Consider the following 21226-nt stretch of genomic DNA (forward strand, 5'->3'; position numbering starts at 1 on the left):
GACCAAAAAGCGATGCATATCCTCACCACGACATCCGCTTCGCTCGACGATCTCGCCGAGCCGGTCGACCTCAGGCAGACGCCTGCGGATGTGGTGGCCCTGTCCTTCACCGACAGCGACCTCGCCGGTCTGGCCGCCGCCTGGAAGGCCGATGCCGCGCGGCTGCCCGCGATGCGGCTTGCGGCGCTGCGCGACCTTCGCCACCCGATGTCGGTGGATCTTTGGATCGACAGCGTCGCCCGCCACGCCAAGGTCGTCCTGGTGCGCATCCTCGGCGGCTATGAGTGGTGGCGCTATGGCTGCGACCAGCTCGCCGCGGTCGCGCGCGAGCGCGGCATCAAGCTGGCGCTGCTGCCCGGCGAAAGCCATGACGAGGACCAGCGGCTGATCGAAGGCTCGACGCTGCCGCGTGCCGAGCTCGACGCGCTGCTCGGCTATTTCCGCGAAGGCGGGCCGGCCAATATGGCGGCGCTGGTGCAAAGGCTGGCAAAGCTTGCGGGGGCTGAGGCGGCCGTGGTTGATGCGGTCAGTGTGCCGAAGGCGGGGTATTATGAGCCGGGAGTTGGTGTCGTCGAGAAGTCGAACGTTTCAAGGGTCGGCATTCCTTCGCACCCCCCTCTGTCCTGCCGGACATCTCCCCCGCAAGGGGGGAGATCAGCCGTCACCCAAGCCGGCTCTATCTCTGCTTCGTCAAATATCGAGCTAGCTGAAACATCTACAGTTGGCGAAACCGTCGACCACAGAGCAATCTCCCCCCTTGCGGGGGAGATGTCCGGCAGGACAGAGGGGGGTGTGACGGAACTCGGCGTCGACAATTTCGCAGTCGTCCCCATCCTCTTCTACCGCTCGATGCTGCTCGCGGCAGACGTAGCGCCGATCGACGCTCTGGCGGAAGCGTTGAAGCAGCAAGGCATGGCCCCGGTGCCGATCTTCGTTTCCAGCCTCAAGGATCCGGCGTCTCTCGCCTTCGTCGAAAACGCGATCGCCTCGCTGAATCCCGCCGCCATCGTCACCGCCACCGCCTTCGCCTCCGGCGCGGAGCCCGGCATCGAGACTCTGTTCGACCGCGCCGGCGTGCCGGTGTTCCAGGTCATCGTCGCCACAACGAGACGCGAGGTCTGGGAAAAGAATCAGCGCGGCCTGGCGCCCGCCGATCTCGCCATGCATGTCGTGCTGCCCGAGCTCGACGGCCGTATCCTTGCCGGCGCGATCTCGTTCAAGGGCGAGGTCGAAACCGACCCGGCGCTCGCCTTCCGCGCCTTCGCCAACCGGCCGGAGGCCGATCGCGTCGAGCAGGTCGCCAGGCGGATCGCTGCCTTTATCCGCCTGCAGCGGACCGAGCGGGCCGAACGCAAGCTTGCCATCCTGATCCCCGATTATCCCAGCGCGCCCGGGCGGACCGGCTATGCCGTTGGGCTTGATGTGCCGTCAAGCGTGCTCGCCATGCTGCATGACCTGAAGGAACAGGGCTACGTGGTTGAAGCGATTCCGCAATCGCCGCGGGAGTTGCTCGATGCGCTGGAGGTTGGTGGGCTTGGCCTCTCCGTAGCGGATTACTTCGCCTTTGCGGCCGAACTGCCGAGGGAAGCGCGAGCTTCAGTTGAGGTGGCATGGGGCATGGCACAGGACCAGATAGGTTCGCGCGAGGCACCCCCCTCTGTCCTGCCGGACATCTCCCCCGCAAGGGGGGAGATCGGCAGTTCCGCCGAAGGCGCCATTCCTGCAACTCCGACAATTGGCGAAAGCGGTGGCGACAGATCAATCTCCCCCCCTGCGGGGGAGATGTCCGGCAGGACAGAGGGGGGTGTTCAAGCGCCGACCTCGGCAACCTTCCCCTTCCGTGCCGCCACCTTCGGCAACGTCACCGTGGCGCTGGCCCCCGACCGCGGCCGCTCGGCCGACCGCCGCGCCGACTATCACGACCCGACGCTGCCCCCGCGCCACGAGCTGATCGCTTTCGGCCTCTGGCTGCAAAAATCGCTCGGCGCGCATGCCATTATCCATGTCGGCGCGCATGGCACGCTGGAATGGCTGCCAGGCAAGACGGTCGCGCTCTCCGGAACCTGTTTCCCCGAGATCGTCACTGGATCGCTGCCCGTCATCTATCCATTCATCGTCTCCAATCCGGGCGAGGCGGCGCAGGCCAAGCGCCGCATTTCGGCCGTCACGCTTGGCCATCTGCCGCCGCCGCTGACCGGCGCAGGCCTCAACGAGGTCCAACAGAAGCTGGAGCGCTTGGTCGATGAATACGCCCAGGCCGATGGCCTCGACCGCCGCCGCCGCGACCGTCTGGCTGGGCTGATCGTCGAGACGGCGCAAAGGACCGGTCTGGCCTCCGAAGCCGGCGTTGCCGGCACAGACGCTCCAGACGAAGCGCTGCGCCGCATCGATGCCTGGCTCTGCGACCTCAAGGACTTCGCCGTCAAGGATGGGCTGCATGTCTATGGCCGCGCGCCGGAAGGCGAGGTCGATCCACTGCGCCGGCAAAGCGCCGAAGCTGAGAAGTCTGCCCTGCTCGCCGCGCTCGACGGCCGCCACATCAAGGCAGGTCCCGCCGGCGCGCCGGCGCGCGGCCGCTCCGATGTCCTGCCCACCGGTCGCAATCTCTTCACCTCCGATCCGCGCACCATGCCGACGCCGACTGCCTATGATCTCGGCCAGGCGGCGGCGGAAGAAGTGGTGCGCAGTTATATGCAAAGCCACGGCGACTGGCCGCGCTCGCTGGTCATCGATCTTTGGGGCTCGGCCTCCTTGCGCACGGGCGGCGAGGAGATCGCGCAAGGCCTGGCGCTGATGGGCTGTCGGCCGCAATGGGATGCCGCCACGGGTCGCGTCACCGGCATCGAGGTGCTGCCGCCGGCGGCGCTCGGCCGCCCGCGCGTCGACGTCACCTGGCGTATCTCCGGCCTGTTCCGCGACATGTTTCCGACCCAGATCGCGCTGGTCGACGCCGCCGCCAACGCCGTCGCCAGCCGCGACGAGGACGATACCGAGAACCCGCTCGCCGCGACGACACGCGTTCAGGGCAAGATCGGCCCGCGCATTTTCGGCACTTCGCCCGGCACCTATGGCGCCGGCGTCGAGGACCTGCTGTCGCGCGGCGAATGGGGCGCGCGCGAAGAGATCGGCCGCGCCTATCTCGACGCGACATCGCACGCCTATGGCGGCGCCGAAGGCGAGGCGGTCTCGGCGCCCGGCGCCTTCGAGGGACGGATCGCGGAAGCCGATCTCCTCGTCCACACCGGCGACGATCCCGGCCGCGACATCCTCGAGGGCTCGGCCGACGTCGCCTTCATCGGTGGCTTTTCGGCCGCCCTTGCCACGCTTGGCAGGAATGCCGACGTCATCGTGCTCGACACGACCGATCCGAAGAAGCCGAAACCGCGCTCGGTCGGCGATGCAGTATCGCGCGTCGTGCGGGCCCGCGCCGTCAACCCGCGCTTCATCGCTGGCCAGATGCGCCATGGCCCGCGCGGCGCCTCCGAATTCGCCGAGACCGTCGATCGGCTGGTCGGTTTCGCCGAAACCACGCATGCCATATCAGGCGCGCTGATCGAGGCGGTGCACGACGCCTATGTCGGCGACCCGGACGTGCGCGCCTTCCTGCTGCGCGAGAACCCGGCCGCCGCCAAGGTCATCGCCGAGCGTTTTCTCGCTGCGCGGCGGCGCGGCCTCTGGCATCCGCTCAGGAATTCCATCGACGACGATCTCGCGGCCCTGATTGCCGAGGCCCAGGCAAGCGGGGTGGCGGCATGAACGCCTTTTCGCGCCGCGGCGCCTGCCCTGCGCTGAGCGCACCGATGCAAACCGGCGACGGGCTTTTGGTGCGGCTCAATCCGGTTGCTGGAGGACTTGCCCCGAAGTCGCTGATCGGACTCGGCGAATCCGCCTTGCGCCACGGCAACGGCATCATGGAAGTGACCGCGCGCGGCAGCCTGCAGATCCGTGGTTTGACGGCGGACAGCGCGCGGCTGCTGGCGGCGGAGGTGGATGCGCTTGGCATTGCCGTGCGCAGCGGCGTGCCGGTCGAAGTCGGGCCGCTGGTGGGAATCGATCCGCAGGAGATTGCCGACCCGCGCCCTCTGGCTGAGCGGATCAGGGTGGCGATCGAAGAGGCCGGGCTGACGGCAAGGCTGGGACCGAAGGTGTCGGTGGTTGTCGACGGCGGCGGGCAGCTGACAATGGATGCTGTGACGGCGGATGTGCGGCTGAAGGCGGTGGGGGCTGGCGGCGATGTTCTTTGGAGCGTGTCGGTTGCTGGCGACGGGCACAGTTCAAGGCCGCTTGCGACGGTCGATGCTGATGCTTCCCGCGATATTGCTGTGGCGGCGTTGAGGATGGTGGCTGAGCGAGGTCGTGAGGCCCACGCAAGAGATTTGTCTGAGAGACAGCTCAATTCACTCGCACGTTGGCATTCCGTCACACCCCCCTCTGTCCTGCCGGACATCTCCCCCGCAAGGGGGGAGATTGACCTGTCATCAGCGCTTTCGCCAATCGGCAAGGTCGAGCCTAGCGCCAAGTCTGCAGGTGGAGAACCGTCGCCGAAACTGCCAATCTCGCCCCCTGCGGGGGAGATGTCCGGCAGGACAGAGGGGGGTGTGAAGAAACGCCAGCCTAAGACCCATCCCATTGGCACCTTCGCTCTCACGGACGGCCACGCCCTAGGCATCGCCCTGCCCTACGGCAGCATGCCGGCGCAAAACCTCATCGATCTCGCCACCCAAGCCGCGAACCTCGGCGCCTCCGAAATCCGCCTCGCCCCAGGCCGAGCCCTGCTCTTCCTCGGTCTCTCCGCCCCCTCCACGCTCCAATCCTCCGCCGCCGCTCTCGGCTTCGTCACCGACCCCGCCGACCCGCGCACCCGCATCGCCGCCTGCCCAGGCGCGCCGGCCTGCGCGTCCGGCCGCATCGCCACCCGCGCCATCGCCGAAACGATCGCAAAAGAAAGCGCGGGCCTTCTCGACGCCTCGCTGTCTCTCCACATCTCCGGCTGCGCCAAGGGCTGCGCGCATTCCGGCACCGCTGCGCTCACCCTGGTCGGCGACGAAAACGGAGCCGGACTTGTCGTGGACGGGACGGCAAAGGCCCTTCCTGCCGCGTACAGGCCGGGCTATGACGCCGCGCGCGGGGTCGCCGGCATCCTTGCCGCGATCCGCGACGGAAGACATCAGGGCGAAACCGCCGCCGCCTGCCTGGCAAGACTTAGCGCGGCCGGCATCGCCGAACTCTATCGACGGAACCAGTGAATGGCCGCCTACGACTATATCCATGACGGAACGGCGATCTACGAGCGGTCTTTCGCCATCATCCGCGCCGAGGCGGACCTGTCGCGCTTCTCCGAGGCCGAAGCGGATGTCGCGATTCGCATGATCCATGCCTGCGGCCAGGTCGAAGCCGCCAGCCATTTTGTTTTCTCCAATGGCTTCGTCGATGCGGCCCGCACCGCACTCGCCGCCGGCGCGGCGATCTTCTGCGATGCCGAGATGGTGGCCCACGGCATCACTCGCGCCCGGCTGCCGGCCGGCAACGAGGTGATCTGCACGCTGCGCGACCCGCGCACGCACGACATCGCCAGGGAAATCGGCAACACCCGCTCGGCCGCCGCGATCGACCTTTGGGGCGAGCGCATGGCCGGTTCGGTCGTCGCCATCGGCAATGCGCCGACCGCGCTCTTCTATCTGCTCGAAAAACTGCGCGACGGCGCGCCGAAGCCCGCCGTGATCATCGGCATGCCGGTCGGCTTCGTCGGCGCCGCCGAATCCAAGGATGCGCTGGCCGAAAATTCCTACGGCGTGCCCTATGCCATCGTGCGCGGCAGGCTGGGCGGCAGCGCTATGACCGCCGCCGCGCTCAATTCGTTGGCGAGGCCGGGCCTGTGAACGCGATTGTAAAAGGCCGTCTTGTCGGCGTAGGCACCGGCCCGGGCGACCCCGAACTGCTGACGCTGAAAGCGGCGCGCGCGCTGGCCGAGGCCGACGTCGTCGCCTATTTCGCCAAGCGCGGCAACAACAGCAATGCCCGCGCCATTGTCGAGGCGCGCTTCCGGGCGGACATGATCGAGTTGCCGCTGCTTTATCCGGTGACCACCGAAATCGACAAGGACCATGACGACTACCGCTCGCAGATCGCCGATTTCTACGAGCAGTCGGCCGAACAGGTCGCCGAGCATCTCGGCGCCGGCAGGATGGTGGCGGTGCTGTCGGAAGGCGATCCGCTCTTCTACGGCTCGTATATGCATCTGCATGTGCGGCTTGCAAACCGGTTCCCGACGGAAGTCATCCCCGGCATCACCGCCATGTCCGGCTGCTGGTCGACCACTGGCCTGCCGATCGTCCAGGGCGACGATGTGCTGACCGTGCTGCCGGGCACGATGAGTGAGTTCGAGCTGACCCGCCGCCTCGCCGACACCGATGCCGCGGTGATCATGAAGGTCGGCCGCAACCTGCCAAAAATCCGTCGCGCGCTGGAAGCGTCCGGCAAGCTGGCGAAAGCCGTCTATGTCGAGCGCGGCACGATGCCGGGCAGCATCTCGATGCGGCTTGCCGAAAAACCGGACGACAAGGCGCCCTATTTCGCCATCGTGCTGGTCGCGGGCTGGTCGGCGCGCCCCGGAGCCAAAGCATGAGCGGCCGCCTCACCGTCATCGGTCTCGGTCCGGGCAATGCCGACCAGGTCACGCCGCAGGCAAGCCATGCGGTGGCCGAGGCTTCGTTCTTCTATGGCTACAAGCCCTATCTCGACCGGCTTGAGCTGCGGCCGGACCAGACCCGCATCGCTTCCGACAACCGCGAGGAACTTGCCCGCTCCAACGAGGCGCTGGCCAAGGCGGCCGAGGGCCATAGCGTCGCCGTCGTTTCAGGCGGCGATCCCGGCGTCTTTGCCATGGCCGCGGCCGTCTGCGAGGCGATCGAAGCCGGGCCCGACGAATGGCGTTCGATCGACCTGTCGGTCGTACCCGGCGTCACCGCCATGCTTGCGGTGGCCGCCCGCATCGGCGCGCCGCTCGGCCACGATTTCTGCGCCATCTCGCTCTCCGACAATCTGAAGCCGTGGGACCTGATCGAGCTGCGCCTGCTGGCGGCGGCTGGAGCCGGCTTCGTCATCGCGCTCTACAACCCGATCAGCAAGGCCCGTCCCTGGCAGCTTGGCCGCGCCTTCGAATGCCTGAAGGCGATCCTGCCCGGCACCACGCCGGTGATCTTCGGCCGTGCCGCCGGGCGCCCCGACGAGCGCATCGAGGTTTTTCTGCTGGCAGACGCCGATGCGGAAAAGGCCGACATGTCGACCTGCATCATCATCGGCTCGCCCGAGACCCGGATCATCAAGCGCGGCGAACGGCCGGCGCTGGTCTACACGCCGCGTTCGGCAACGGGCTCGAAAAGATGATCGACTTTTGCCGCCAGCGCATCGACGGTTTCGGCCGAGGGCACGTTAGGCAGCGTCGGCCGGCGGATCATGACCACTTCGATGCCGAGCGCCCGCGCCGCGGCGGTCTTGCCGTAGGTCGCCTCGCCGCCGCTATTTTTGCAAACGACGGCATCGATCCTGTATTTTTCGAGCAGCACCCGCTCATCCGCTTCCAGGAACGGCCCGCGCGCCAGAACGTAGAGCGCGTCGGGCACGGCAAGCTTCGGCTCGACCGGATCGACGCTGCGGATCAGATAGCGGTGCTGCGGTGCAGCTTCGAAGGCGCTCGCCTCCTGCCGGCCGATCGCCAGGAAAACGCGGCGCGGCGCCGTGCCGAGGGCAGCTGCCGCCTCAGCGACGTCGTCGACCAGCGTCCAGTGGTCGCCTGCGACAGGCTCCCAGCCGGGACGACGCAGCGCAAGGATCTGCACGCCGGACCGCTTGGCCGCCTCGGCGGCATTGGCCGAGATACGGGCGGCGTATGGATGCGTGGCGTCGATCAGCAGATCGACATGCTCTTCGCGAAGATAGGCAGCCAATCCCTCCGCGCCGCCAAAACCGCCGACACGCACCGGCACGCCTTGCGCGGCCGGACTTTCGGTGCGGCCGGCAAGCGACAGCGTGACCGAAAAATCCTTGCGACGGGAAAGCCTTCCCGCCAGTTGCCGGGCTTCCGTGGTGCCGCCGAGGATCAGGATATGGTGGGTCATCATGCCTGCTAAGGGTCCGCGCGCCGCCAAGCCAGCCTCAAAATGGCTGACCGTCGTCGGCATCGGCGAGGACGGTGTAGCGGGTCTCGGCGACGAGGCCAAGCAGCGTATTGCCGAGGCCGAAGTCGTCTTCGGTGGCAAGCGGCATCTTGGTCTCATCTCAAACTTGGCCAGGGGCGAGGCGCGCCCGTGGCCGACGCCGTTCGATGCCGAAATGCGAGACGTGCTGGCGCTCAAAGGCAGAAAAATCTGCGTGCTGGCGTCTGGCGACCCGTTCTTTCATGGCGTCGGCGTCACGCTGGCGCGCAAGGTCAAGCCGGATGAGATGCTCGTCCTCCCGGCCCCATCGTCGCTGTCGCTGGCCGCCTCCCGTCTCGGCTGGGCGCTGCCGGACGTCGAGGCCATCTCGCTGCACGGCCATTCGATCGAGCTGATCCGGCCCTTGCTCCACCCCGGTGCGCGCATCCTTGCCCTGACATCGGACGCCGACGCGCCGGCGGCCATCGCCGCACTGCTCGACGAGTTCGGTTTCGGCCCGTCGCGGCTGACGGTTCTCGAAGCGCTCGGCGGTGCCGATGAGGCGCGTCGAACCTCCCGCGCCGATGTCTTCAATCTCAAAGACATCAACCCGCTCAATGTGCTGGCGCTCGAAATTGAATCGACGCCGGATGCGCGCGTCCTGCCCTTGACCGCCGGCCTTGCCGACCATCTGTTCGAGCATGACGGCCAGATCACCAAGCGCGAGATCCGCGCCATCACGCTGTCGGCGCTGGCGCCGCGCCGTGGCGAGCTGTTGTGGGATATCGGCGCCGGTTCCGGCTCGATCGGCATCGAATGGATGCTGGCGCATTCCTCGCTGCGCGCCATCGCCGTCGAGGCCGACGGCGAACGCGCCGCCCGCATCCAACGCAATGCCGCGCATTGCGGCGTGCCGGGTCTTGCCGTGGTCGAAGGCGCCGCGCCCAAGGCGTTCGCCAAGCTCGAAACGCCGGATGCGATCTTCATCGGCGGCGGCGGCAGCGATACCGGTGTGCTGGAGAAGGCGATCAAGGCGCTCCGTCCCGGTGGCCGATTGGTCGCCAATGCGGTGACGCTGGAAATGGAGGCGCTGCTGCTCGACCAGTACAACAGCCGCGGCGGCGATCTTACCCGCATAGCGCTGTCGCGCGCGGCAGCTGTCGGATCCATGCAGGCGTGGCGGCCGGCCATGCCGGTGACGCAGTGGAGCTGGGTGAAACCATGATGGTCGCGGGTATCGGCAGCCGCATAGGTGTGAGCGTCGAGGAAGTACTGGCGGCGATCGAGACCGCGCTCGAAGCGCATGGGCTGGCGATGACGGCGCTTTCCGCGCTGGCGACGGGCGAAATCAAGCGCGACGAGCCGGCGATCTTCCTTGCCGGCCGAGACCTCGACCTCCCCGTGCTCATCATGTCCGACGCTGCGCTGCAATCCGTCTCGTCCGGCACGGTCAGTCGGTCCGAAGTGTCGCAGGCCCAGGCTGGCACGCCTTCGGTTTCGGAAGCCTCGGCTCTGGCCGCGGCCGGAAAAGGTGCGAAACTGCTTGGACCGCGCATCGTGCTCGGTCCTGTGACCTGCGCTATCGCTCTTGGCGGAGGTACCGCATGACCGTCCATTTCATCGGCGCCGGTCCAGGTGCGGCCGATCTCATCACGCTGCGCGGCGCGCGGCTCCTGGCCAGTTGCCCGGTCTGCCTCCATGCCGGCTCGATCGTCGCGCCGGAATTGCTCGAGCATTGCGCGCCTGGCACCAAGCTGATCGATACCGCGCCGATGTCGCTCGACGAGATCGAGGCCGAATATGTCGCCGCCCACAAGGCCGGCCAGGATGTAGCGCGGCTGCATTCCGGCGACCTCTCCGTTTGGAGCGCGGTGGCCGAACAGATCAGGCGGCTGGAAAAACACGGCATCCCTTATACGCTGACCCCAGGCGTGCCTTCCTTCGCGGCAGCCGCGGCCGCGCTGCGCCGCGAGCTCACCATTCCAGAACTGGCGCAAAGCCTGGTGCTGACCCGCGTCTCCGGTCGCGCCTCGAAAATGCCGCCAGGCGAGACGCTGGCCGGCTTCGGCCGCACCGGAGCCACGCTTGCCATTCACCTTGCCATTCATGCCATCGATCGCGTCGTCGCAGATCTCACGCCACTTTACGGCGCCGAATGTCCGGTCGCGGTCGTCTTCCGCGCTTCCTGGCCGGACGAGCGCATATTGACCGGCACACTGGGCACTATCGAAGCGCAATTGGCGGAAAACCCGATGGAGCGCACGGCAATCATCTTCGTCGGCAACGCGCTTGCAGCGCAGGATTTCGGCGAAAGCTCATTGTACGACGCCCATTACCAGCGGCGTTTTCGCGGACGGGATGGATTGTGAACGGCAGCGCCAATACGAACGGACGGGCAACGGTGGAACAGGCGCTTGCGCGCCTGAACTTCAAGCCGCGCGAGCTTGAGCCCGGCCATGTCTGGCTGGCCGGCGCCGGCCCCGGCGATCCCGGCTGCCTGACGCTGGAGGTGCTGGCGGCGCTCGGGCAATGCGACGCGTTGGTCTATGACGCGCTGGTCTCGCCCGATGTCGTGGCGGTCGCTCAAGGCGCCGAGCTTTTCTACGCTGGAAAACGCGGTGGCCAGCCCTCGATGAAGCAGGACGACATCAACGCCCTGCTGGTACGGTTGGCGCGCGAAGGCCGCCGTGTCGTGCGGCTCAAAGGCGGCGACCCTTATATTTTCGGCCGCGGTGGCGAAGAGGCCTTGGCGCTCGCGGGCGAAACCATTCCGTTCCGGGTGCTTTCCGGCCTGACCTCCGGTCTCAGCGCATTGGCAGCCACCGGCATTCCCGCCACCATGCGCGGCGTCAACAAGGCCGTTATCCTGGCTACCGGCCATGCCGCCGGCACCGATGACGACATCGATTGGGCGGCAATCGCCCGCACCGGACAACCGGTCGTCATCTATATGGGCATGGCCAACCTGCCGGTCATCGCGGCAAAGCTGCTCAGCGGCGGCCTGGCGCCATCGACACCCGCGGCTGTGATCGTCGCCGCGACGACGCCGCAGGAGCGCATCGTCGTCGCCACGCTCGCAACTATCGCGGACGAAGCCGCTGCCGCCGGGCTCGCTTCCCCGGCGCTGATCGTGGTCGGCGGCATCGTCGCCATGCGCGCGGCACTGACGGGCGGCACATGACGGCGCGCGCGATCATCATCGGCGCGCCGCGCTCCGGCTCGGGCAAGACCAGCGTCACCATCGGCCTGCTGCGCGCGCTTGCCCGGCGCGGCCTGAAAGTGCGCGGCGCGAAGTCCGGACCGGACTATATCGACCCGGGCTTCCACGCCGCCGCCACCGGCCTGTCCGGCGTCAACCTCGACAGTTGGGCAATGCCGCCTGCCCTGCTCAACGCGCTGGCCGGCCAAGCCGCCGAGGATGCCGAATACGTCATCCTCGAAAGCGCGATGGGCCTGTTCGACGGCATCCCCGCGCCGGAGGGCCGCTCCGGCTCGGCCGCCGATCTCGCCCGGCTCTACGGCTTGCCTGTGCTGCTGGTGCTCGACGTTTCCGGGCAATCGACCACGGCGGCGGCGGTGGCCAAGGGTTTTGCCACCTACGATCCCGATGTGCGCATGGCCGGCGTCGTGCTCAACCGGCTCGGCAGCGAACGCCACCGGCGGCTGTCGGGCGACGCCATCGAGGCGATCGGCCTACCCGTGGTCGGCGCCATCCTGCGCGATCCGACACTCAACCTGCCGGAGCGGCATCTCGGCCTCGTCCAGGCCGGCGAATACGAGAACCTGATGGCGCATCTCGACCGGCTGGCCGACATGGTCGAAAAATCGCTCGACATCGACGCCATCCTGGCGCTGGCGACCCCGCTGGAGCCGGCAGCCGGCGACTTCGCCGATGCCTTGCAACCGCCAGCGCAGCGCATCGCGCTGGCCGAGGACGCCGCCTTCACCTTCCTCTATCCGCATGTCGCCGCGCATTGGCGCAAGGCCGGCGCCGAGATCGCCCCCTTCTCGCCTCTCGCCGACGAGAAGCCGAGGGAAGATTGCGAAGTCTGCTGGCTGCCCGGCGGCTATCCCGAGCTGCATGCCGGCAAGCTCGCGGCCGCGACGAACTTCCGGACGGGAATGGCGCGCTTCGCGGCGACGAAGCCTGTTCACGGCGAGTGCGGCGGCTTCATGGTGCTGGGCGAAGTGCTGGAAGATGCGGACGGCGAGAGCCACAAAATGCTCGGCCTGCTTGGCCATTCGACCAGCTTCGCCAGGCGCAAGATGAACCTTGGCTATCGCGAGGCGCGGCTGCGCGCCGCCTGCCCGTTGGGGCCGGAGGGCACGCTGATCCGCGGCCATGAATTCCACTATGCGCAGATGGCCGCCACGGGCAATGACGAGCCGCTGGCTGACCTTGCCGATGGCCAGGGCAATCCGCTCGGCGCCTCAGGCTACCGGCGCGGCCATGTCACCGGCACCTTCTTCCATGCCATAGCGAGGGGCGCATGAGCGGTCCTTCCGCACCGAAGCAAGTGCTCGACGATATCGGCCTCAGCCTCGTCTTCTTCACCCGGCTGAGGTTGCCATCGAGCGATTTCGGCGGCCGCAGCCTTGCCGACGCGATTTGGGCGGCGCCCTTTGCCGGTCTCGCGGTGGCGATCATCGGCGCGCTCGTCTACGCCATCGCCACAGTTCTCGGCCTCGCCACCGGGCCGTCCGCCGCGCTCACGCTCGCCGCGACGATGCTGGTCACCGGCTGCCTGCATGAGGACGGGCTTTCCGACATCGCTGACGGCTTCGGCGGTGGCCGAACACGCGACGGGAAACTAGAGATCATGCGCGACAGCCGCATCGGCGCCTATGGCGCGGCGGCGCTCGGTGTCTCGCTGCTCATCCGCTGGAGCGCGCTGTCCGAGCTGACCGGTCCCGGCCACCTCGTCCTGGCGCTGCTCGCCGCGCATGCGGCCTCGCGCGGCCTGTTCGGCGCCTTCATGCATCTACTGCCGCCGGCGCGAGCCGACGGTCTGTCCGCCAATGCGGGCTCTGTCACGACCGAGACCGCCATCGTCGGCGCGGCGCTCGGCGCGGTGGCGCTGCTGGCGCTCGGCCTTGGCGGTGCGATAGCAGCACTCATCCTGCTCGGCCTGATCTTCATGGCCTTCCGCGCGCTTTGCCTCAGCCAGATCGGCGGCCAGACCGGCGACACGATCGGCGCGCTGCAGCAGCTCGGCGAGATCGCCGTGCTGCTCGTCGCATCCGTTTGCCTTTCCTGATTCTCTTTCGGAGACCTTGCCCCCATGTCCCCCCAGACAACGTCCTTCAAATCGCTCGAAGACCTTCGCGCCGCTTGCCTCGATCTTCCCGCCGGCAGCGATGCGGCCGCCGGCGCCGTCGCGAGGCGCCAGGACACGCTGACCAAGCCGCCGGGCAGCCTCGGCCGGCTGGAAACCATCGCCGCCTGGCTCGGCCGCTGGCAGGGCCGCGACATGCCGAAGCTCGATGCGGTGAAAGTCTTCGTCTTCGCCGGCAATCACGGCGTCACCGCGCAAGGCGTCTCGGCCTATCCTTCGGAAGTCACGGTACAGATGGTGGCGAATTTCGCCGGCGGCGGTGCGGCCATCAACCAGCTTGCCCGCATTGCCGGCGCCAAGCTGGACGTCATCCCGCTCGATCTCCAGCATCCGACCGGCGACTTCACGCAAGAGCCGGCGATGGACGAGCAGGCGTTCCTCGCCGCCGTCTCGGCCGGCTATGACGCCGTGACCAAGGACCTCGATCTCGTCTGCTTCGGCGAGATGGGCATCGGCAACACGACGCCGGCGGCGGCGATCTCCACCGCCCTCTTCGGCGGCGGCGCCGAGAAATGGACGGGCCGCGGCACCGGCGTCGACGACGCCGGCCTGCAGCGCAAGGTCGTGGCCATCGAGGCTGGCCTCAAGCGCCACGCCGATTCGCTCTCCGACCCGCTGAAGATCGCTGCCGCCCTTGGCGGGCGCGAGTTGGCGGCGATCTTCGGCGCCACGCTCGCCGCGCGCAAGAACAACGTGCCGGTGCTGCTCGACGGCTTTGTGTGCACCGCCGCGGTCGCGCCATTGGCAAGGTTGCACCCGACCGGCCTCGCCCACACCGTCGCCGCCCACGTCTCGGCCGAAGCCGGCCACCGCCGCCTGCTCGAAGCGCTCGGCCTGCCGCCGCTGCTCGATCTCGGCATGCGGCTCGGCGAAGGCTCCGGCGCCTGCCTTGCCGTCAACATCATCCGTTCCGCTTTGGAATGCCATGCGAAGATGGCGAGCTTCGCCGAGGCCGGCGTTTCGGAGAAGTAGACGACACCCCGGATTGCGTGCGATGCACCCGAAGCGCCGGTGAAGCATTGTTTCTTCCGATCGCTGACGGCCTACCGGTCAGAGCGATCTCAGCAAAAGTGTGAGCGGAACTGCTCCAGCTAAGCCGGAGAGATAGGGCGTTTCGCCGTTTCCATGAAACGGTGAAACGCCCCAGTCCGTCTTCGAGGCGATCGCGGGCAGGTTCACTGCGAAGTGGCAAACCCGCATTGCTTCTGTTCCATCTCGATCTGCTTCGTGATGCGGATGGCGTTCTGCGCGTAGGCCTCGGTCACGGAGCCGCTGTTCACGGTCTTGTCCTTCAACGGACTCACCGCGGCGCAGAGATGGAAAACATGCGGTTCGGAGGACTTCGCGGCTCCGTTTTCCGGCGCGATCCAGTACACGACATCCTGACCGCCAGGGTGACTCGCGTCCTTCGTCGCCGCGGTCACCGCAGAGGTATCCGTGGCGATCTCCTGAGCCTGGGCGGCGACTTCGGGCGAACAGGCCGTGGTCGGCTGTCCCGCCCTGATCTGGGCCGCGCAGGTGTTCATGTCCTGGGTGTACTGCTCGACCGACGGGGGCTTGAAGCTGACGCCCATTACAGTCGCAAGCACGGCCAGCGCAGCACCCACTCCGCCGGCTACCTTCTTGGTCTGCGGATCCATGTTCTTGTCGGTGAGGATAAGGAAGATCAACGGGAGGAAGGCAATCAGCGTGATGATCGCGCCGAGCTGGTTTTGGAAGAAGAACCTGGCCGTGTCGGATGCCCGGGCCGGGTCGTGCCGGTTGGCTGCCTTCCACAGCAAGTTACCAGCGATTGCGAAAATCGCGATTCCGACCAGAATGCCGATCAACAGCGGCAGATTCCCTTGGTCGAACTTGCGCTGGTAAAACAAGACGATCCCGGCAATCTCACCGCCAATGGCGATAATCCACGAGAGCGCGGCGAAAAGGCGAAGGCGCGTCGCGGCGGACTTCTGGCCTTGCGTTGCTTGCCAATCCTTGGTGACGTCTGCGCCCGGCTTGTTGTCGGTCATGACCAGTTCCCCTGAAATCGACACTTTGCAGGGCGGCTTCAATCGAAAGGCCAACTCGCCCGGCGCAGCATCATTGAACGAACGTCTCGTCGTCTGCCTTCGCGACGCAGCGAAAATGTGAGCGCCACGGCAGGCCACATCCCCATCCATATTGCGCGCGAGCGGAAGCGTCCATACCCACGGCGCAGACTCCAGTGTGGCGGTGCCTTTGCCCGTCTTTATCTCCGGCTCGAGCCTGACGCTGCCTTCGCCGGCGATTTTGCGGGAGCGGCCGTGATCACAGGACTGGCCGAAGCAACCCCACACCCATGCCTCCGAGCAGCGACCTGCTAAGACCCGGAAAAGAGTAGTTTTCCGTAGACGTAAAATATCAGCAAAAACAAGGGACTAGATGGTGGGTGTGCACAGGATCGAACTGTGGACCCGCTGATTAAGAGTCAGCTGCTCTACCAACTGAGCTACACACCCACACCGCTGGAAAACCAGCGTCGGCGGCGCATATAGCCGCCGCTTTCGGTGATGTCTAGCCCTGCCGGATCATTTCCCGACAAATCGACATCGCATGAACCCGAAAAGTGGATTCCGGTTTTCGGAAAAGATCATACCAGCTCAAAAAAGGCCGCAGGCGTCAGACAAACAGCTTGCCTTCAGCCATCTTGATCGCATGGCCGCCGATGCGCGCGGAGGCCAGTTTCCCGCCATCGACATTGAGCTCGAGGCGGATGCGTGACGGCCGGCCCATTTCCAGCCCCTGCTCGATCCAGAGCTGCGAGATGCCGTCGGTCGGGGCGTCGAAATGCATGATGGCGCCGGCAAAGGCCGCCGCGGCCGAACCCGTGGCCGGATCCTCGTAGGAAGGCGTGCCGGGCACGATCATGCGCACATGGAAGGCGCTGTCGTGGTGGACCCGCTCGCGGCAGTAGACATAGGGGCTGGCGAAGGCCCAGTCGCTCTTGCGCGGCGCAAGTTCCGACCACGCCTGGTTATCGAGCCTGATCTTGGCTGCCGCTTCAAGGTCCGCGACGGGAATGGTCACGTAAGGCACGCCGGCAGACCAGAAGGCGACGCGATGATTCTCGAAGCCGATCTCGTGCGGAGCAAGGCCGAGCGCCGCGCCGATTGCTTCCGGATCGGCCTTGAGCTCCAGCGGTTCCGGCAATTTCGCCAGGTCGAACTCGGCGAAGGTCGAGCCGTCATGCTTGCTCACCGCGCAACGCACCGGCCCGATATTCTCCTCCAGCACGAAAATGCCGGCCGCCTCCCCGGCCAGTTCCGCAAGCGCGATCGCCGAGCCGACCGTCGGATGCCCGGCGAAAGGCATTTCATAGTCGGGCGTGAAGATGCGGATACGGTTGCGATGCTTTGGATTGTCGGCAGGCAGCACGAACACCGTCTCGGAAAGATTGAATTCGCGCGCGACCGCCTGCATGCCGGCAGTGTCGAGCCCATCGCTGTCGAGCACCACGGCAAGCGGATTTCCGGCCAGCCTTTCGGTGGTAAACACATCGTAAAGCAAGTAACTGCGCGCCATGGAGAAAACCTTTCACCTCGCCTCGAATTTCTGCCTCAATCCCAACATGAGGGAAATTTAATTTGAAATTCGAACCTTAAGGCCTGATCTGTGCACGGATAGGGACATCGATTTTCAGCATAGGGGTCCGGGGTGGACCAGATTGTCAATCCGCCAAACGCGGAATCCGGTACTTCCATAGAGGCCGCGCTCGGGCTCGACCGCAAGGGCGTAAGCCGCAAGCGACGCCGCTTCTGGCTCTACGCGCTGCTGGCGATAGCGATCGTCGCGGCCGGTATTGCCGTCTATCGATGGTATGCCGCCGCACCCCCCAGGATTGAATACACCGCCGTGCCTGCGGCGATCACCGACCTCACCGTCGAGGTATCGGCCACCGGCGCCCTGCAGCCGCTGACCCAGGTCGACATCTCCAGCGAGCTTTCCGGCATCGTCCGCTCGGTCGCGGCCAATGAAAACCAGCAGGTCAAGAAGGGCGACGTGCTGGCGACGCTCGACACCGCCAAGCTGGAGGTCCAGATCGAGCGCGCCACTGCCTCCGCCAAGGCTGCGGCCGCCGCCGTCGAGGACGCCAAGGTCACCTTGCAGGAGAACGAGAACGCGGTTGTGCGCGCGAACGCGCTGACCAAGCGCGGCATGGCGACGGACCAGTCGCTCGAGGCGGCGACCGCGACGCGCGATCGTTCCAAGGCAGCGCTCGACAGCGCCGAAGCCAATCTCGCCATTGCCCAGGCCGACCTGAAGGCGCAGCAGACCGATCTCGCCAAGAGCACCATCTATGCGCCGATCGACGGCATCGTGCTGACGCGCTCGGTCGATCCCGGCCAGACGGTCGCGTCCTCGCTGCAGGCGCCGGTGCTCTTCGTCATCGCCGCCGACCTTCGCAACATGGAATTGCAGGCCGCGGTCGACGAGGCCGATATCGGCCAGGTTAAGCCCGGCCAGCATGCCCGTTTCACGGTCGACGCTTTCCCGGACCGGCCCTTCGATGCCGAGATCCGCGATATCTCCTACGCCTCGGTCACCACCGACGGCGTCGTGACCTACAATGCGCGCCTCGAAGTCGACAATGGCGAGCTTCTCTTGCGGCCCGGCATGACGGCCACGGTATCGGTCGTGACCCGGCAGGCCAAGGGCGTGCTTACCGTCCCCTCGACCGCCTTTCGCTATCGTCCGATGCAACAGCAGGCCCGCGGCTGGAGCTTCAGCGACCTGTTCACCGGCCGCATGGGCCGTCCCAACCGGCAGCGCGAGGCAACGAAAGCCCCGACCGACGGGTCGCGCACGCTTTACGTGCTGGAGAACGGCCGGCCGCACCCGGTCAACGTCAAGATCGGCTCGAGCGACGGCGAGTTGACCGAGATCACGTCCGGCCTCGACGAGGGCGCGCAAGTCATCACCGGCGTGCAGCAGCGGAGCTGACGACATGTCGGCTCCCCTGCTCATCACTTTCGACAAGGTCTGGAAAAGCTATGGCGAGGGCGAAGCCCGCGTGCATGCGCTGGCCGGCGTCGATCTCGCCATCCGCAGAGGTGAATTCGTCGCCATCATGGGCCCCTCCGGCTCGGGCAAATCGACGGCGATGAACATCATCGGCTGCCTCGACACGCCGACGGCCGGAACTTACTCCTTCATGGGCGTCGACGCGGGCCGCCTCGACCGCAACCGTCGCGCGCTTTTGCGCAACCTCTATGTCGGCTTCGTCTTCCAGGGCTACAATCTGCTGCCGCGCACGACCGCCGCGGAAAATGTCGAGCTGCCGCTGATCTATCGCGGCGTCGCCGCGCGCGAGCGCCGCGACCTTGCAATGCAGGCGCTGGCCGAGGTCGGGCTTGTCGGGCGCGAGCACCACACCCCGGCCGAGCTTTCGGGCGGCCAGCAGCAGCGCGTGGCGATCGCCCGCGCCATCGTCACCAGGCCGACGCTGCTCGTCGCCGACGAGCCCACCGGCAATCTCGACACCGCGCGCACGCACGAGATCATGGAGTTGCTGACCAGGCTCAACGCCGAGCTCGGGCTCTCGATCGTCATGGTCACGCATGAGGCCGACGTCGCGGACTATGCCGGCCGCACCATCCGCTTCCTCGACGGCCATGTCGCCTCCGATACCTTGAAAGCGGAGGAAGCGGCATGATCTGGGAGACCGTCCGCCTCTCGCTGCGCTCGATCCGCCGCAACGTATTGCGCTCGTTCCTGACGCTGCTTGGTATCGTCATCGGCGTCGCGGCCGTCATCGCCATGCTCACCATCGGCTCCGGCACCACCGAGAAGGTCAAGGCCGACATTTCCAAGCTTGGCAGCAACCTTCTCGTCGTTCGCGCCGGCCGGCCCGCGGGACCAGGCGGACCGGGAGGTCTCGACCAGGCGGTGCGGCCGCTGGCCGAAAAGGATGTCATCGCGCTCGTTGCGCATCTGAGCGGCGCGCGCGCGATTTCGCCTGCTTCGCAAAAGCAGGTCCGCGTCATCTTCGGCACCGAAAGCCTGACCTCGGGCGTCACCGGCACCGACAGCGCCTATCTCGACGCCCGCGACTGGAAACTGGTGTCGGGACGGCCGTTCAGCGATTCCGAGACGCGCGCCGGCGCCGGCGTTTGCCTGATCGGCGAAACCGTGCGCCAGCAATTCTTCGGCGCCGGCGATCCGGAGGGCGAGATCATCCGCGTCAACCGCACCTCCTGCAAGATCATCGGCCTGCTCGAGCCCAAGGGCTATACCGGCTTCGGCCAGGACCAGGACAATGTCGTGCTGATGCCGCTGCACGCCTATCAGCGGCGCATCGCCGGCAACCGCGACATCGACAACATCTATATCGCCGCCGACGACCGCACGCCGACCACCGAGCTGCAGCCGCGCGTCGAGGACATCTTGCGCGACACGCGCCGCATCACGCCGGACCGCGATCCCGATTTCGCCATCCGCGATATGACCCAGATCGCCGATGCGATGACCAGCGCCACCACCACCATGACCGGCATGCTGGGCGCCGTCGCCGGCGTCAGCCTGCTGGTCGGCGGCATCGGCATCATGAACATCATGCTGGTCTCGGTCACCGAACGCACGCGCGAGATCGGCATCAGGCTGGCGATCGGCGCGCATGAGAAGCACATCCTCATCCAGTTCCTGGTCGAGGCGACGGTGCTGTCGCTCTTTGGCGGCATCATCGGCATCCTGATCGGGCTGTCGCTGGCCGGCCTCGCCTCGATGGCGTTGACGATACCTTTCGCGCCGAGCCCCGCCGTCATCCTGCTCGCCGTCGGCTTTTCGGCGCTGATCGGCATGGTGTTCGGCTTCTTCCCGGCGCTGCGCGGCGCCCGCCTCGATCCGATCGACGCGCTGCGGCACGAATAGCCAGATCACAGCGACTGCTGACGTCCGGACGTCCAGCGAGCGTGGCTAATGCATGTCGCGCAAAAGTAACCTCGGTTTTGCGACAACGACATGCATCAAGCAACGACCTAAAGCGCGTCGCGTGAATCCGTTTCGACGCGACGCGCTTTAGTCGCGGCCGGCGAAATGCCACTCGATCAGCGGCTTCATATGCGGCATCAACCCGTCGGGCAGATCGCCGGCGTGGCGGATGATCACCGGCCCCTCGATCTCCGGGTCCGTCTCGGTGGCGACGAAGGCCGTAATGCGCCGTGCCAGCTCGTCGGCGGGCTCGGCGACCCGGTAACGGCGAAAGATCACCGTGCCGCTCGGCGTCGAGAGTGCGTGATAGTGCCGTCCACGCTCGGCCTCCGACAGGTCGAGCCCGGTCTCTTCCCCCACCTCGCGGATCATGTTGAAGTCGACATCGACCAGCCCGTCGCGGAAATCGATCGGCTCGAAGGAGCCGGCGGCGAAATAGACGCGGCCGGCATTGACGGTGTGCGGCCCCATGCGGATCGCCACCAGCGCGTTGTCGCCGGCGACCAGCATGGCATGCGCATAGGCATGTTCGGCGCCGGAAATTTCGCGCCGCTTGCGCCACAGCAGGAAGGTCGAATACTTCACCGCATGGCAGCGGCCGGCGAGGCGGCCGTCCCGGTAGGCAAGCTCGGAAAGCAGCACCACGGTGCCGTCGAACAGGGCCGGATTGGCCGCTGTTTCCTGCCGCCAGTTCTCGGCGATCGCCGCCGCATTGCTCAGCGCGAAGGGATGCGGGCCGGTATCGAGACGGACGTCGACCGCATCGACGGGCAGGATGACATTGCGCGGCAGGTCGAAACTCAAGAC

General features: G+C 66.7%; 19 protein-coding genes and 1 tRNA gene. 15 read left to right on the plus strand and 5 right to left on the minus strand.

Annotated features, from left to right (window positions below; all coding sequences use genetic code 11):
* The first annotated feature begins 12 nt into the window (after positions 1-12).
* From FJ418_RS24945 to FJ418_RS24965, 5 genes are read left to right on the plus strand one after another with little or no spacing between them, the layout of a single operon-like run.
* Positions 13-3756, plus strand: coding sequence for a cobaltochelatase subunit CobN (locus FJ418_RS24945; protein ID WP_140870160.1), 3744 nt, complete (start codon positions 13-15; stop codon positions 3754-3756).
* Positions 3753-5246, plus strand: a complete 1494-nt coding sequence (gene cobG / locus FJ418_RS24950; protein ID WP_140870164.1) for a precorrin-3B synthase — start codon at positions 3753-3755, stop codon at positions 5244-5246. Before FJ418_RS24945 ends, cobG begins: the two co-directional genes overlap by 4 nt.
* Positions 5247-5879, plus strand: a complete 633-nt coding sequence (locus FJ418_RS24955) for a precorrin-8X methylmutase (RefSeq protein ID WP_140870167.1) — start codon at positions 5247-5249, stop codon at positions 5877-5879.
* On the plus strand, positions 5876-6625 hold the full coding sequence (locus FJ418_RS24960; RefSeq protein ID WP_140870170.1) for a precorrin-2 C(20)-methyltransferase: 750 nt from the start codon (positions 5876-5878) through the stop codon (positions 6623-6625). The genes FJ418_RS24955 and FJ418_RS24960 overlap by 4 nt, the downstream gene beginning before the upstream one ends.
* Positions 6622-7386 carry a precorrin-3B C(17)-methyltransferase gene (locus tag FJ418_RS24965; RefSeq protein ID WP_140644293.1) on the plus strand — a complete coding sequence of 255 codons (765 nt, stop codon included), beginning with the start codon at positions 6622-6624 and terminating at the stop codon, positions 7384-7386. The genes FJ418_RS24960 and FJ418_RS24965 overlap by 4 nt, the downstream gene beginning before the upstream one ends.
* Here the strand turns inward: FJ418_RS24965 and FJ418_RS24970 are convergent.
* Entirely contained in the window at positions 7350-8117 is a 768-nt protein-coding gene (locus FJ418_RS24970) for a cobalt-precorrin-6A reductase (RefSeq protein ID WP_140785598.1), read from the minus strand. The two genes, FJ418_RS24965 and FJ418_RS24970, sit on opposite strands and share 37 nt — an antisense overlap.
* A 1-nt stretch (position 8118) precedes the next feature.
* Here FJ418_RS24970 and cbiE point away from each other — a divergent pair, with 1 nt between their 5' ends.
* From cbiE to cobT, 7 genes are read left to right on the plus strand one after another with little or no spacing between them, the layout of a single operon-like run.
* Entirely contained in the window at positions 8119-9360 is a 1242-nt protein-coding gene (cbiE, locus tag FJ418_RS24975) for a precorrin-6y C5,15-methyltransferase (decarboxylating) subunit CbiE (RefSeq protein WP_140870173.1), read from the plus strand.
* Positions 9357-9743: a cobalamin biosynthesis protein gene (locus tag FJ418_RS24980; RefSeq protein WP_140870176.1), complete on the plus strand. Its 387-nt coding sequence runs from the start codon at positions 9357-9359 to the stop codon at positions 9741-9743. The genes cbiE and FJ418_RS24980 overlap by 4 nt, the downstream gene beginning before the upstream one ends.
* The gene (cobM, locus tag FJ418_RS24985) at positions 9740-10504 is read left to right on the plus strand and encodes a precorrin-4 C(11)-methyltransferase (RefSeq protein ID WP_140870179.1); all 765 of its coding nucleotides are present in this window, start codon (positions 9740-9742) and stop codon (positions 10502-10504) included. Before FJ418_RS24980 ends, cobM begins: the two co-directional genes overlap by 4 nt.
* On the plus strand, positions 10501-11316 hold the full coding sequence (gene cobA / locus FJ418_RS24990) for a uroporphyrinogen-III C-methyltransferase (RefSeq protein WP_140870182.1): 816 nt from the start codon (positions 10501-10503) through the stop codon (positions 11314-11316). Before cobM ends, cobA begins: the two co-directional genes overlap by 4 nt.
* A complete protein-coding gene (locus FJ418_RS24995; RefSeq protein ID WP_140870185.1) occupies positions 11313-12629 on the plus strand; it encodes a cobyrinate a,c-diamide synthase in 1317 nt (438 codons plus the stop codon). The genes cobA and FJ418_RS24995 overlap by 4 nt, the downstream gene beginning before the upstream one ends.
* On the plus strand, positions 12626-13393 hold the full coding sequence (locus tag FJ418_RS25000) for an adenosylcobinamide-GDP ribazoletransferase (protein WP_140870188.1): 768 nt from the start codon (positions 12626-12628) through the stop codon (positions 13391-13393). The genes FJ418_RS24995 and FJ418_RS25000 overlap by 4 nt, the downstream gene beginning before the upstream one ends.
* Before the next feature lie 24 nt (positions 13394-13417).
* On the plus strand, positions 13418-14443 hold the full coding sequence (cobT, locus tag FJ418_RS25005; protein ID WP_140870191.1) for a nicotinate-nucleotide--dimethylbenzimidazole phosphoribosyltransferase: 1026 nt from the start codon (positions 13418-13420) through the stop codon (positions 14441-14443).
* Between the two features lie 203 nt (positions 14444-14646).
* Here cobT and FJ418_RS25010 read toward each other — a convergent pair whose 3' ends face one another.
* From FJ418_RS25010 to FJ418_RS25020, 3 genes are all read right to left on the minus strand, one after another.
* Positions 14647-15483: a hypothetical protein gene (locus FJ418_RS25010; RefSeq protein ID WP_140870194.1), complete on the minus strand. Its 837-nt coding sequence runs from the start codon at positions 15481-15483 to the stop codon at positions 14647-14649.
* A 392-nt stretch (positions 15484-15875) separates the two neighbouring features.
* A tRNA-Lys gene (locus FJ418_RS25015) sits at positions 15876-15951 on the minus strand.
* A gap of 160 nt (positions 15952-16111) precedes the next feature.
* Entirely contained in the window at positions 16112-17014 is a 903-nt protein-coding gene (locus tag FJ418_RS25020; RefSeq protein WP_140870197.1) for a PhzF family phenazine biosynthesis protein, read from the minus strand.
* Between the two features lie 132 nt (positions 17015-17146).
* On the opposite strand from FJ418_RS25020, the gene FJ418_RS25025 reads away from it, so the two are divergent.
* Genes FJ418_RS25025 through FJ418_RS25035 form a run of 3 tightly spaced genes read left to right on the plus strand, consistent with a single transcriptional unit; the run spans position 17147 to position 20359 of the window.
* The gene (locus FJ418_RS25025; RefSeq protein WP_140870200.1) at positions 17147-18433 is read left to right on the plus strand and encodes an efflux RND transporter periplasmic adaptor subunit; all 1287 of its coding nucleotides are present in this window, start codon (positions 17147-17149) and stop codon (positions 18431-18433) included.
* 4 nt (positions 18434-18437) lie between these two features.
* On the plus strand, positions 18438-19145 hold the full coding sequence (locus FJ418_RS25030; protein WP_140655236.1) for an ABC transporter ATP-binding protein: 708 nt from the start codon (positions 18438-18440) through the stop codon (positions 19143-19145).
* A complete protein-coding gene (locus FJ418_RS25035; RefSeq protein ID WP_140870203.1) occupies positions 19142-20359 on the plus strand; it encodes an ABC transporter permease in 1218 nt (405 codons plus the stop codon). The genes FJ418_RS25030 and FJ418_RS25035 overlap by 4 nt, the downstream gene beginning before the upstream one ends.
* A gap of 147 nt (positions 20360-20506) precedes the next feature.
* On the opposite strand, the gene FJ418_RS25040 is transcribed toward FJ418_RS25035, so the two are convergent.
* The gene (locus tag FJ418_RS25040; RefSeq protein WP_140870272.1) at positions 20507-21223 is read right to left on the minus strand and encodes a hypothetical protein; all 717 of its coding nucleotides are present in this window, start codon (positions 21221-21223) and stop codon (positions 20507-20509) included.
* Between the last annotated feature and the right edge of the window lie 3 nt (positions 21224-21226).

Source organism: Mesorhizobium sp. B2-8-3 (assembly GCF_006440815.1).
Taxonomy (GTDB): Bacteria; Pseudomonadota; Alphaproteobacteria; order Rhizobiales; family Rhizobiaceae; genus Mesorhizobium.

Bases quoted from the DNA above. Each gene is read 5' to 3' on its own strand.
- FJ418_RS24945 (WP_140870160.1), top strand. From the start codon at position 13: ATGCATATCCTCACCACGACATCCGCTTCGCTCGACGATCTCGCCGAG.
- cobG (WP_140870164.1), top strand. From the start codon at position 3,753: ATGAACGCCTTTTCGCGCCGCGGCGCCTGCCCTGCGCTGAGCGCACCG.
- FJ418_RS24955 (WP_140870167.1), top strand. From the start codon at position 5,247: ATGGCCGCCTACGACTATATCCATGACGGAACGGCGATCTACGAGCGG.
- FJ418_RS24965 (WP_140644293.1), top strand. From the start codon at position 6,622: ATGAGCGGCCGCCTCACCGTCATCGGTCTCGGTCCGGGCAATGCCGAC.
- FJ418_RS24970 (WP_140785598.1), bottom strand. From the start codon at position 8,117: ATGACCCACCATATCCTGATCCTCGGCGGCACCACGGAAGCCCGGCAA.
- cbiE (WP_140870173.1), top strand. From the start codon at position 8,119: ATGCCTGCTAAGGGTCCGCGCGCCGCCAAGCCAGCCTCAAAATGGCTG.
- FJ418_RS24980 (WP_140870176.1), top strand. From the start codon at position 9,357: ATGATGGTCGCGGGTATCGGCAGCCGCATAGGTGTGAGCGTCGAGGAA.
- cobM (WP_140870179.1), top strand. From the start codon at position 9,740: ATGACCGTCCATTTCATCGGCGCCGGTCCAGGTGCGGCCGATCTCATC.
- FJ418_RS24995 (WP_140870185.1), top strand. From the start codon at position 11,313: ATGACGGCGCGCGCGATCATCATCGGCGCGCCGCGCTCCGGCTCGGGC.
- FJ418_RS25000 (WP_140870188.1), top strand. From the start codon at position 12,626: ATGAGCGGTCCTTCCGCACCGAAGCAAGTGCTCGACGATATCGGCCTC.
- cobT (WP_140870191.1), top strand. From the start codon at position 13,418: ATGTCCCCCCAGACAACGTCCTTCAAATCGCTCGAAGACCTTCGCGCC.
- FJ418_RS25010 (WP_140870194.1), bottom strand. From the start codon at position 15,483: ATGACCGACAACAAGCCGGGCGCAGACGTCACCAAGGATTGGCAAGCA.
- FJ418_RS25020 (WP_140870197.1), bottom strand. From the start codon at position 17,014: ATGGCGCGCAGTTACTTGCTTTACGATGTGTTTACCACCGAAAGGCTG.
- FJ418_RS25030 (WP_140655236.1), top strand. From the start codon at position 18,438: ATGTCGGCTCCCCTGCTCATCACTTTCGACAAGGTCTGGAAAAGCTAT.
- FJ418_RS25035 (WP_140870203.1), top strand. From the start codon at position 19,142: ATGATCTGGGAGACCGTCCGCCTCTCGCTGCGCTCGATCCGCCGCAAC.